This is a genomic window from Ferdinandcohnia sp. GQ5 (assembly GCF_059759275.1).
On sequence record NZ_JCAXEW010000007.1, the window covers coordinates 38,927 to 51,773 of the forward strand.

Sequence of the window (12,847 nt, forward strand, 5' to 3'; positions counted from 1 at the left end):
CAAAATATACATTGTAATCACATATAAAAGAGGTTACTATACCGAGAGTATGTACATAATGTTAAAAATACACCAGGAGGTTACATATGCAATATGCTCTTTCAGTTTTAGGTATTTTTGTTGTTTTGTTTTTGGCTTGGTTGACAAGTTCCAACCGAAAAGAGGTAAAATATAAACCGATTCTCATCATGATTGTCATCCAAATTATTTTATCAATATTACTATTAAATACTAGATTTGGTTTCATTATCATCCAGGGGATTTCTGCTTTTTTTAATAAACTGCTTGAATATGCAGGCGAAGGGATTTCCTTTGTGTTTGGCGGAATGGCGAACGATGGAGAGGCTCCATTCTTTTTAACTGTATTGCTTCCAATCGTATTTATTTCAGTATTAATCGGAATTCTCCAGTATCTGAAAATTTTACCATTCATTATGAATGGGATTGGATGGTTATTAAGTAAAGTAAACGGGATGGGTAGACTTGAATCATATAATGCAGTTGCTTCATTGATGGTCGGGCAATCGGAAGTTTTCATCACACTAAAAAAGCAATTAGGTATGCTATCCAAACAACGGTTGTATACCCTATGTGCTTCCGCGATGTCAACAGTTTCAATGTCCATTGTCGGCGCTTATATGACAATGCTAAAGCCAGAATATGTTGTCACAGCTGTAGTGTTAAATTTATTTGGCGGGTTTATTATCGCTTCTATCGTTAATCCGTACGAAGTAAATCCAGATGAGGATATGATTGAAATCCGCGATCAAAAAAAACAATCATTCTTTGAAATGATTGGAGAATATATCCTTGATGGATTCAAGGTTGCAGTTATTGTCGGTGCCATGTTAATTGGTTTTATTGCTTTAATGGCAGCAATCAATCATGTATTTGAACTAGTATTCACCATTTCATTCCAAACGCTATTAGGTTACCTTTTTTCTCCAATTGCTCTTATTATGGGGATTCCTTTTTCAGAAGCAGTTAGTGCCGGAGGAATTATGGCGACAAAACTCGTGACAAATGAGTTTGTTGCGATGATGGATTTATCTGGAGGAAACCACCAATTTAGTGAACGGACACTTGGTATTCTGTCTGTATTCCTTGTTTCCTTTGCTAATTTCTCATCAATCGGGATTATTACCGGGGCGGTGAAAAGTCTCAATGAAGAGCAAGGGAATGTCGTTGCTGGGTTTGGTTTGAAACTTTTATATGGTGCCACACTAGTAAGCATACTTTCAGGTATTATTGTTAGTTTCGTTTTATAAATAACAACGTCTAAAAAAGAAAAAAAGGAACCTTCTCAGTTTCAAGTGGGTTCCTTTTTTGGTTTTTCCGATTTCGGTTTTGAAGGTTTCTACTTAGCAAATTTATTCAACTAATGGCTGATTCTGCCGGAAACGTTAACTTATTCAGATTGGCTGGAGACCCTGCTGAATAAGTTAAAAGGTCGGTCCTATTCTCCAAATTCCAAAGTCGTTTTGCTTCAAAATTTCTGATTTTGTCAGTTTTCCTGACGAGACAGATTTAATTTCATCAAAGATAGATTGTCCAACTGTTTGAACAGTCTCTTTACCTTCAATAATTGTTCCAGCATTCAAATCCATATTATCTCTCATACTATTAAACATTGGTGTGTTTGTTGAAATTTTAATAACAGGAGCAATCGGTGAACCCGTTGGCGTACCACGACCAGTTGTAAAGAGAACTACCTGTGCACCTCCCGCAACCATTCCTGTAAGCTGTTCGATGTCCTGCCCTGGAGTATCCATCCAGACAAGTCCCTTTTTAGTTGGAATCTCTGCATAGTCAACCAGTTCTTGAAGCGGACTGGTGCCAGACTTTGTAGCTGCACCAAGTGACTTTTCCTCAAGTGAACTTAACCCTCCAGCGATATTCCCTGGCGTAGGGTTACCAGTGCGGATATCAATCCCCATCATAAGCGCACGACCTTCTGCCTGCTTAATCTTTTCATATACTCGTCTGGAAGTATGGTCATCAACCGCTCGGTTCGCAAGTAAATGTTCGGCACCGATTAATTCTGTCGTTTCTGCAAGGATTGCTGTTCCGCCTGCTTTTACAATTAAATCACTCACATGGCCAACCGCAGGGTTCGCAGATAAGCCAGAACATGCATCCGAACCACCACATTCCGTTCCAATGATCAATTCACTAACATGACAAGGTTCCCTCATAATTGCAGAGGCATCCTGAACCATCTTTGCTGCAACTTTGGCTGCGTTAGCGATCGTTTGCAAGGTGCCTCCATTTTCCTGGATGGAAACAGTCTCAACTGGCTTTCCGCTTTTAGCAATCTCTTCTGCTACACTTCTTGCTTGATGTGTTTCACAGCCTAAACCTAGCACGACTACGCCATACACATTTGGATTAAGGCCAACACCAACATAGGTTCGGAAGGTTTGATCATAATCCACTCCAACCTGTGTACAGCCATGTTGATGAATAAAACTAACAGTCCCATGTACAAGCTGAGTAACTTGGTATGCAGCTTGGGTCGCACAGGTGATAGTTGGAAGAATCAATACATGATTACGAACCCCAACTTTTCCATCCGGACGTCTATACCCCATAAAATATTCTTGATTATTCATTTATATCCCCCCTACCTCGTGTTCCTTCAAGATTGTGTACATGGACATGCTCTCCTACCTCAATATCGCATGAAGCAACACCTATGATTTCACCGTATTTATAAATCTTTTCACCCTTTTTAATAGAATCAACGGCAAATTTGTGCCCAAAGGGAATGGAGTGTACGAGTTGTACATCAATTTTCCTATCACCATACGAAGCAGTAACAAAGATATTAGCCTCTAAATCTACTAAAACGGTCGCAACATTATCTCTCTCATTCATTAATACAGCCGAAAAACTTTGAGACATGACTTAGCCCTCCTATTAATCCTCAGAATCAACATACGGTATAGTTAATGGCCCTAACGGTAGTACCGCTACAGACATGTCTTTCCCATACTTTTCTTTAAGCTGTTCTAACGTTTGTTCAATATTGTGTGTTGGCTTCAGCATTGCCTGTGTCACTTGCTCATCTGTAAGTAGTGAATACACATAAACATCAGCCCACACTTGAATTACGGCCTGCTTTTGCACTTGCCACTGATCAAATGTTTTAAACTCTGGGTCATTGATCATGTCTAGGATTTCTTGTGGAGACTTGGCCATTTTTAAGATATCCCCGTAATTCCCATGGCTTGGAAGCCCATCCGAACATTCTGAAGCGATAATGATCGCTCCCCCTTTTTTCACAATTTTATGAGCAGCACTCATACCTTTTACAGCCTGGTACAGATTCTGATCGAGTGGATAGCCAGAATTTGAGGTTATGACGACATCAAAGCGCTGTTCACATTTCGTCATTGCGTGTTCTTTTGCATAAGCACAACCTTTGTCATGGGCGGCAATAAGTTCCCCAGCAAACACATTTGTAATCTGTTTATCACGATTCAAAGTGACATTCAGCATAAAATGCGGTTTGCACATCATGTTGATTTCCCTTGTCATCTCCTGTAGAGGGTTATTCACCATATTTCCCCATGTTGCCAACGGATCACCAATCATCCGTGCATTATGGAAGGTCATGATCGTTTCAATTCCTGCAATCCCCGGCATGATTCCTTTTGGTCCACCTGAAAAGCCAGCAAAAAAGTGAGGCTCGATAAAACCTGTTACGATTCGAAAATCTGCTTCAACGTATTCTTTGTTTAAATAAACGTCACAACCAAATTTACTATGCCCTACTTTGACAAGTGTTTCCTTATCATGACAACGATTATTAATAATCCGAACGTTATCAACAACCCATTGCCCTAGCATTTGAACGAACTCTTCTTCCGTTTGATCACGATGCGTTCCCGTTCCATTAATAATCACAAAGTTTTCAAGCGGAACATGGTTTAATTCCTTAATTAAAGCCGGAACAAGTTTTTCATTAGGCGTTGGCCGTGTAATGTCACTAATAACGATGGCTACTTTATCTGTTGCTTTCACCATTTCTGCTAAAGGAGGTGATCCAATTGGATTTTTGAGGGCTTCTTGTAATGCTCCCATTTCATCAGCAAGACCAGAGGGGTTTTGTGGTTCTAAAATAAGAGCATCATCCGGGACATTAATTGTTAAATTTTCTTTTCCATAAAGTAATGTTGTTTGCATTTTTTTCTCCTTTTCAACTCATGATGTGTTTAATAAATAACCACCCCTAGCCTCTTAAATGGCCAGGGGTGGAGCGTATTTGCTGCCCGATTTTTAGGCCCACAGGAAGTGGGTCATAAAGACGTTGCCACAGGACGTGGCGTTCTTAGTCTTTGAACTTACTGTCTCGAAAAACTACCTTTGAAAAATCGTGGCATCCGCCGGAGGCTATAACTTTATTCAGTCAGGGTCTGAACCCCAAATGATTGGTTCCTTTTATAACATTAATCGAAACACTCATAGGAGTGGGGACTTCTTCTGAATAAAGTTATACTGGTACTCCAGGGTCTTTTGGTGCTCCTGGGTTTTCCAGTTTTGCATCAATGCCTTTACTTCTTTGGTATTTATCCATTAGTATAACAGCAATTGGACAAAGAATGGCCGTCGTTAATACAGATATTGATATTTGCATCGTAGCTATGTTCGCAATATCCTGATAGGCTTGAGCTTCAGCAGCGCTCATCATACCAGAACCAGCTGCAACAGTCGCAGCCGCTGCAATTGCTGCCGGTGTACCTACAGCATTACCCGCTGTAGATGCTTCAGCCACCGGGGCAATTTGACTTTTCTCTCTAAACAGCTTAAACACGAGAATACCCGTTAATCCTGTTAATACGGTTGTCATAATTCCTAGAAGTAATCCAGCGCCAACAACGCTAGGGTTGAAGAATGTCATAAAGTTCATTCCTGCACCAAGTGCAAATGCAAAGAATGGAACCGGTAAGATTTCTCCTGGAGCCAAAAATTCACGAATTTCAGGGTCAAGATTCCCTAGAAGCATTCCTAGAGCAATCGGTAATAATACTGCGATAAAAGAAATAATTGGGAATTTGGAACCTAATAGGCCCAGTGACATTAAAGTAAAAAACGGTCCATCGTTTAATGATAGGACAGATACAGCACCTACATCCGACCTGTTTCCATATTGACCTGTTAAGGCAGCATACATCCCACCGTTACCATTTGTCATTGCAGCAATGATTGCCAATGTCGATAAACCAAGTAAACCATTCATAGGATCAAAAAAGTACCCAAACAAAAGTCCAATGGCAAGCCCAGTTAAATATTTTGATGTTGTCAGCAATACTCCTTTTTTCAAAGCAATCCCACCGACTCTAAGATTCATCTGGCTACCTGCGCAAAATAGGAATAAGGCAATTAATGTTAATGCACCATTTTTAAATAATTGTTCAGAGAATCCACCAATCCGTAAAAACTCATAATGACCATCGGCAGTTGGAGCAACCCCCAAAGATTTTAAAGCCTCCATAACTGCTGGAATGTGCATTTGATCGACTGTATTAAATAACGCCCCTAACATTAAAGGTACAACCATCAATCCACCTGGTACTTTCTCAATTGTTTGCTTGATTTTCATTCCCATTTACCCCCTCTTTATTGAAAAAATAAGTGCGGCTTACTTGCTCAGCTGTTAGTTCTAACAATTTTTTTGATTCTTTCATCGCTTCGTCTAAGTTTATTGGACGATTTATTATGCTAAAAACCCCTATAATTCCATATTGGTATAATGTTTGAATTCTTTCACCAATGGAACCCGCGATAATGACCGTTGGAATATTAAGCTTCTTTGCTGTTTGGGCCACCCCCATGGGAGTTTTTCCATAAGCTGTTTGAAAATCCACCTGCCCTTCCCCAGTAATTACAAGGTCAGCCCCTTTTAGATTTTCTTCAAGCTTGGAGTATTCAATAACGACATCTACCCCTCTTTTCATTGTGGATGGAAAAAATGCTTGAAAAGCTCCTCCAATTCCTCCTGCAGCCCCAGCTCCCGGTCTTTCATGCAACCGAATCCCCGTTACTTGTTCCACTACATTGCCCCAATGTGTAAGGTTTTTGTCGAGGACCCGAACCATTTCATCTGTAGCTCCTTTTTGCGGTCCAAACACATGAGAAGCTCCTTTTTCACCCACGAGTGGATTTTCCACATCAGAGGCAATTAAAAAATGACTTTCTTGGATTCGTGTATCAAAATAATCCATTCGTACTTCATGAATTTGATTTAACGCACCACCACCAAAGCCAATTTCCTGTCCTGACTTGTCCAGGATTTGCATACCAAGAGCCTGTAGCATCCCTACACCACCATCATTTGTGGCAGATCCACCAATGGCTAAGACAAAATTTCGATACCCTTCGTCAAGCGCTTTCTTAATTAATTCCCCAGTACCAAACGTCGTTGCAATTAGAGGATCCCGCTCAGAACGACTAATTAAATCCAAGCCGGATGCACTAGCCATTTCTATAATGCATGTCTCTTCATCACCTAGCACCCCGAAAGATGCTTCGATTGGTTTACCAAGGGGACCTGTAACAGTAGCTGAAACTTTATGTCCTTTTGTCGAAGAAACGAGATTTTCCATCGTTCCTTCTCCTCCATCCGCCACAGGTATTAACTTCGTTTCCGCATTCGGATATGCATTTTTTATTCCTTTTTCAATAGATAAGGCCGCTTCCATTGCAGTTACACTGCCCTTAAAGGAATCTGGCGCAATTATGATTTTAATTTTGTGTCCCTCCCTAACGCAAACGCTTACAATATTCTGTTTATTTAATTATAATGGACTTGCTTCAATTCTTCTTTATATGTAGAATACAAATAATTATATAAATTATAATGTCTTTTTGTACTCAATAACCAAAAGGAGAATTTGATGATTACTAGGGAAATTGCTGAGATGTTAGTAAATGAAACTTCGAAGGTCATGAACCTGAATATCAATATAATGGATGAAGAAGGAGTTATTATTGCAACAAGTGACCCCTCTCGTCAAGATTCGATCCATGAAGGTGCATTAGAAGTTATTAAAACTGGTAAGGTCCTTGAAATTACATCGGAAAATCAAGGCCAACTTCGTGGAACACAGCAAGGAATTAATTTACCGATACATTTTCATGGTGAGGTTGTCGGAGTCATCGGAATTACGGGGGAACCCTACATAATAAGAGACCGTGGTGGCCTTGTTAAAATGATGGCGGAATTAATGATTAAGCAAGCTTACATGGCATCCCAAACGGAATGGCGCCAAAAAACGAAAGAGACGATTATCGAAGAACTTTTGAAGGAGAAACCGAACACAATTAATATTGAACGCTGGCTTAGCCTACTTAATATGAAACTTACAGGACCTTTTGTCGTTAGCTTAATTGAAATTGTTGATTATGCTCTTTCAAGTCACTTGCTTATCAAAAATACAGAAGAAGTAGTTGGAAAAGGAGAAGTGTTGGCAGGATTTGTTCATGGCAATAAATTGCTGCTCCTATTAACTGGGGTAACCCACGAGAGTGCAAAAAAGAAGTTAACTTTCCTATGTAAAGAATTTGAAAAAATGAAGGTTCATGTTCGTTTAGCATTTTCTCCGCTAATCCAACACCTTCTACAGGTTAATCAAGGTTATCATGAATGTGAAATTGCGTTAGCCATCAGTAAACCTGAACAAAAGATCATTTCATATACCGACATTGAACCGAAAGCACTCGTTCACCAAATTAATCCAAAGCTAGCAACACAGTTTTCAGAAAGAATACTAAAAAGGAAGAGTGACCTTATTAATCATTTAGATACGCTTCAAGCGTTCTTTGACTCGAATTTAAATATAAAAGAAACTGCGAAAAAACTATATATCCATCGCAACACCCTTATTTACCGTCTTAACAAAATTAAAACAGAAAGCGGCTATGACCCTCAAAACTTTCATGATGCCTTTCTATTACAAATGGTCATTTGGGTACATAATAGAAATAGAACTAGCGCTCCCCATCAGTGAAAGGTGGATAGCTTTTTCATTTTCGACAAAAAAATTGGTAATTCGACAAAAACGATTGACCTTTTATTCATAAACATTTAGAATTTGTACATATTTTCAAAAAATGAGGGTTAGCATGAAAGATATATTATTCAGGAAAAAAAGTCTCGGAGAGTTACTCAAAAAAAAGGGAGATGTCCAGCTACCACAAACATTAGGTGCCTTTGATTTAATGCTACTTGGAGTGGGTGCCATTGTAGGAACTGGTATATTCATTCTTCCTGGGACAGTAGCTGCGGGGCACGCAGGACCAGGTATCGTTTTTTCATTTATTATAGCTGCGATAGTCTGCGCATTGGCAGCCTTGTGCTATTCAGAATTTTCTTCATCCGTACCAGTAACGGGTAGTGCATATACGTATGTTTACATTGTATTTGGAGAAGTAGTCGCTTGGTTAGTCGGATGGGCTTTACTATTAGAGTATGGCCTAGCAGTTTCAGCAGTTGCAACAGGTTGGTCTGCATATTTAAGTGCTTTATTAGAAGGTTTTAATATTTCCATTCCTAGAGCCATTTCTGGTTCTTTTAATCCGGCAGATGGAACATATATCAATATACCAGCTATAGCCATTATATTTGCCACTGCTTATTTATTAACACTCGGTATACGAGAATCTACGAAGATTAATATGATTATGGTATTTATTAAAGTAGGTGTTATTCTCTTATTTATTGGAGTGGGTATTTTTTATGTAGAGCCTGCTAATTGGCAACCATTTTTGCCCTTCGGAATGAACGGCGTTATAAGTGGAGCAGCCCTTGTTTTCTTTGCTTATCTTGGGTTTGATGCTGTTTCGTCAGCAGCTGAAGAAGTGAAGAACCCACAACGAAATATGCCAATAGGTATTATTGGTTCGTTATTAATTTGTACAATTCTTTATGGAGCTGTTTCCCTTGTTTTGACTGGGATGGTTTCTTACACAAAGCTAAATGTAAGTGATCCAGTAAGCTACGTAATGCAAATCGTTAATCAAGATTGGGTGGCTGGTGTTATTTCACTTGGGGCTGTTGTAGGGATGATGACAGTTATACTCGTTATGTCATACGGAGGAACTAGACTTCTATACGCGTTTGGCCGTGATGGATTGCTACCGAAAAGTATGTATGAACTTAGTAAAAAACATAAGACACCCGTTAAAAACACATGGGTATTTGCAGCAATTGTAGCTTTTTGTGCCGGCTTCGTTCCGTTGTCTAAGCTAGCTGAACTAGTAAACATGGGAACATTACTCGCATTTACAATTGTCTCAATTGGTATTCTTTATTTAAGAAAAGATAAGAATCTTCCATCTAATGGGTTTAAAGTACCGTTCTTTCCAATTTTACCGATTCTTTCATTCTTATTATGTTTATTTTTAATGTCCCAGCTCTCTGTCTTCACTTGGATAGCATGCGGTGTTTGGTTTGTATTTGGATTACTTTTCTATTTTGTCTATGGTAAAAAGCATAGCGTAATGAATAAAGAATGAGTTGATAAGAAGTGAGCATACGTTGTCATAATGTATGCTCATTTTTTTGTACCTAAAATTTGAGACAACACTTCATATCGTCCCATAGAATTAAAAGAAGTGACCAAATAATTGGTAATAATATTATTTCGATATATTAATCATATTTGTGTAAAAGTTTCCCTCTCTCAAAACTTTTGCCTAACCTGTAATTTATTGTTTTCGCACAAAAACGTTGCCGTAGACTAACACGAAACCCCTTTGGTACAATAAATTTCAATGCTGAGTACCGGAGGAAGATAAATGGAACAAAGGTATCAAGATTTAAGGTTAGGAGAACGTGGTGCAATATTAAGTATTGCAGTTTACATACTTTTATCATGTATAAAACTAATCATCGGATATATTGCAGGTTCAGAAGCGCTGAAAGCTGATGGTTTAAATAATACAACTGACATTATTGCATCCATTGCAGTATTAATTGGGTTAAGACTTTCCCAAAAACCAGCAGATGACGATCACCCCTATGGTCATTGGAAGGCTGAATCTGTTGCCTCTTTAATCGCAGCCTTAATAATGATTGCTGTAGGTCTTCAGGTATTATACAGTGCAGCAATTTCTGTTTTTAATGGCAAAGCTGAATCACCTGATATAATAGCAGCTTGGACAGGATTCTTTTCAGCATTTATTATGATCTTGGTTTACCGCTATAATAAAAAATTAGCTACGAAAGTAAAAAGTCATGCAGTTATGGCTGCTGCTAAAGATAACCTCTCGGATGCTTGGGTTAGTATTGGGACTGCAATTGGAATTTTAGCTTCTCAATTCGGCATACCTTGGCTCGATCCAGTGGCGGCAATAGTTGTTGGATTATTAATATGTAAGACCGGGTGGGATATTTTTAGAGAATCCTCACATTACTTAACTGATGGCTTCGATATACATGCTTTAGAAGAGTATAAACAGACAATCTTAAATGTTAAGGGAGTTTTAGAAGTAAAGGATATTAAAGGAAGAACATATGGAAATAGCAATACTGTGGATGTTGTGATCTCTGTTCCAACTAATTTAGATATTACCGAGGCACATGAAATATCATCTAATGTGGAGGAAATGTTAAAGAACCAGTATAACATTTATGATGTTCATGTCCATGTGGAGCCAGTTGAAAATGAAAAATTAATTATGAATTGAACAGGATAATTTATTATAAAGAAGAAGTAAATTCACTTTGAATTTACTTCTTTTATTAGTGATGGGACAGTGAGTCAGGTTACGAGTTTAGTCCTTTTAATAGGTACTCTTCAAATGCTTGACTATTTAATGGTTTGCTAAAGTAAAAACCTTGTCCAAATAATAAACCATCTTTGTTTAGTTCGTTGACGTGTTCCTGTATTTCGATACCTTCTGCAATTACATTTAAGCCTAAAGTTGTTGCCAAAGTTAAAACGGATTTCACAATTGCTCTGCTTTCTTCATTCACATGAATATCTCTAATGAATGAAGCATCGACCTTTAATGTATCAATTGGAAGGTGTTTAAGGTAACTAAGCGAACTATATCCTGTTCCAAAATCATCAATTGAAATTTGAATCCCCAGCTGTCGGATTTGCTCAAGGATGGACGCAGCATCATTAACATCCATAAAAACACTTTCTGTTACTTCCATTTCGAGCCACTTTGGGTCTAAATCCGTTTCTTTTAGGATGTTCTTGACTGTATCGATAAATGTAGCGTCCTCAAGCTGTCGAATGGATACATTAACCGAAATAACCAATGATTGATATCCTTTTTCTTGCCATTTTTTCATTTGCCTACAGCTTTCCCGCAAGATCCATTCCCCTAACGGCACAATTAATCCTGTTTCTTCAGCCAATGATATAAATTTACCAGGTGAAATGGTACCTAACTCAGGATGTTTCCATCTAACTAAAGCCTCCATCCCAATTAGTTTTTGGGTAGAGAGGTTTAGTTTAGGCTGGTATTCCAGATAAAATTGTTCTTCTTTTATAGCCATTCTCAATGCATTTTCAAGCAGCCTGCGTTCTAATGATTCATTTTTAATTTTACTATTAAAGAATAAATAATGATTTTTCCCTTTATTTTTAACATTGTAAAGAGCATCATCTGCATTCTTAATCAGTTCCCTCGATGTATCACCGTCGTTGGGATAAGTAGCGACTCCAATACTGCATGTCATGATATACTCCTGTCCTGAAATGGAGATTGGAGAGTTAAACTTCGTTAGAATACGAGTAACATATTTTTTTAAATCCTCTTCATCTTTTATATCCCTTAACAATACAATAAATTCATCCCCGCCAACACGACCTACTAGATCGCTTGGGTTTATCGCGTCCTTTATATTTCTCGCAGCTTCGATTAATACTTGATCACCTACATCATGGCCCCACTGATCGTTAATCGATTTAAAATTATCAAGGTCAATAAATAGGACGGACATTTTCGTCGACGAGGCTCTATGTTTCCTGTCAAGAATTTCTCTATTTAACTCATTCATAAAAGAACGTCGATTTGGCAAATTTGTTAATGAGTCATGAAAAGCCAAATGATATATTTTTTGTTCGAATATCTTTCTGAATCGAATATCACGCATGACCACAAGAATTAAATCATTTTTTGAAAATGATGATTTATCAATGACACTAAAACTTGCCTCTATATCAATATACTCCCCTTTGTTATCACGGATTCGAATCTCAATATGTCTAACTGTTTTTTTCCTCTTGCAAAAGATTCTTATTTCCTTGTTAACTAGCTCTTGATCATCTGGATGAATCATTTCAAAAAGAGTAAGATGTCGGATGGAAGATAAGTCATACTTTAATATAGCTTCAAAAGAGGGAGATGCGTATTGAAAAGTCCCGTCTACTTCAATGAGACTAATTAAATCTGTCGTATTTTCAGCTATCAATCTATATTTTTCGTTTTGTTCCTCTTCTACTTGTTTTGCTAATTTAGAGCTTATGGATTTATCAGAGTAATCTAGAGTACGATGTAGGTTTTCCATTTTTTAAACCCCTTTAAGTTTACAATTACTATTTTTAAAACTTAGCAGAAGTAAATGCTAAATATGTAAGTGCGAACTTTCTTGAATGATTTTATATTAGCATCAACACAGGTTTTACGTCAATTTAAGATTCTTAACTTCAAGATATTTATCGTTCGAATAAATATAGAAAAAGAAATATCGTTAAAAAGAGTGAACCTTAAAGGCTCACCCCACCCCCCCCTTCTCAATCGAAATTTCTAAATTTTTTCAGACGATAAAATAGTTTTCTAAATCTTCGACTTGGTTAATTTCTTTCAATACAAAAAATAGCGATTG

At 37.9% G+C, this 12,847-nt stretch carries 10 protein-coding genes; 4 read left to right on the forward strand and 6 right to left on the reverse strand.

Annotated elements, in window-relative coordinates; genetic code table 11:
• The first annotated feature begins 86 nt into the window (after positions 1-86).
• Positions 87-1,268 carry a nucleoside transporter C-terminal domain-containing protein gene (locus AC6CHV_RS10135; RefSeq protein ID WP_498078815.1) on the forward strand — a complete coding sequence of 394 codons (1,182 nt, stop codon included), beginning with the start codon at positions 87-89 and terminating at the stop codon, positions 1,266-1,268.
• 174 nt (positions 1,269-1,442) lie between these two features.
• On the opposite strand, the gene AC6CHV_RS10140 is transcribed toward AC6CHV_RS10135, so the two are convergent.
• From AC6CHV_RS10140 to AC6CHV_RS10160, 5 genes are all read right to left on the reverse strand, one after another.
• Positions 1,443-2,612: a UxaA family hydrolase gene (locus AC6CHV_RS10140; protein ID WP_341330054.1), complete on the reverse strand. Its 1,170-nt coding sequence runs from the start codon at positions 2,610-2,612 to the stop codon at positions 1,443-1,445.
• Positions 2,605-2,904, reverse strand: a complete 300-nt coding sequence (locus AC6CHV_RS10145; RefSeq protein ID WP_341330053.1) for a UxaA family hydrolase — start codon at positions 2,902-2,904, stop codon at positions 2,605-2,607. The genes AC6CHV_RS10140 and AC6CHV_RS10145 overlap by 8 nt, the downstream gene beginning before the upstream one ends.
• Before the next feature lie 15 nt (positions 2,905-2,919).
• Positions 2,920-4,188, reverse strand: coding sequence for a nickel-dependent lactate racemase (gene larA, locus AC6CHV_RS10150; protein WP_498078816.1), 1,269 nt, complete (start codon positions 4,186-4,188; stop codon positions 2,920-2,922).
• A gap of 307 nt (positions 4,189-4,495) precedes the next feature.
• Positions 4,496-5,605, reverse strand: a complete 1,110-nt coding sequence (locus AC6CHV_RS10155; RefSeq protein WP_341330051.1) for a 2-keto-3-deoxygluconate permease — start codon at positions 5,603-5,605, stop codon at positions 4,496-4,498.
• On the reverse strand, positions 5,583-6,752 hold the full coding sequence (locus tag AC6CHV_RS10160; protein WP_498078917.1) for a glycerate kinase: 1,170 nt from the start codon (positions 6,750-6,752) through the stop codon (positions 5,583-5,585). Before AC6CHV_RS10160 ends, AC6CHV_RS10155 begins: the two co-directional genes overlap by 23 nt.
• 147 nt (positions 6,753-6,899) lie before the next feature.
• Here AC6CHV_RS10160 and AC6CHV_RS10165 point away from each other — a divergent pair, with 147 nt between their 5' ends.
• From AC6CHV_RS10165 to AC6CHV_RS10175, 3 genes are all read left to right on the forward strand, one after another.
• On the forward strand, positions 6,900-8,012 hold the full coding sequence (locus AC6CHV_RS10165) for a CdaR family transcriptional regulator (RefSeq protein ID WP_341330050.1): 1,113 nt from the start codon (positions 6,900-6,902) through the stop codon (positions 8,010-8,012).
• 115 nt (positions 8,013-8,127) lie between these two features.
• Entirely contained in the window at positions 8,128-9,519 is a 1,392-nt protein-coding gene (gene bcaP, locus AC6CHV_RS10170; RefSeq protein ID WP_498078817.1) for a branched-chain amino acid transporter BcaP, read from the forward strand.
• A 282-nt stretch (positions 9,520-9,801) separates the two neighbouring features.
• A complete protein-coding gene (locus tag AC6CHV_RS10175) occupies positions 9,802-10,692 on the forward strand; it encodes a cation diffusion facilitator family transporter (protein WP_341330048.1) in 891 nt (296 codons plus the stop codon).
• A 79-nt stretch (positions 10,693-10,771) separates the two neighbouring features.
• Here the strand turns inward: AC6CHV_RS10175 and AC6CHV_RS10180 are convergent, their stop codons facing one another.
• A complete protein-coding gene (locus AC6CHV_RS10180) occupies positions 10,772-12,529 on the reverse strand; it encodes an EAL domain-containing protein (protein WP_498078818.1) in 1,758 nt (585 codons plus the stop codon).
• Between the last annotated feature and the right edge of the window lie 318 nt (positions 12,530-12,847).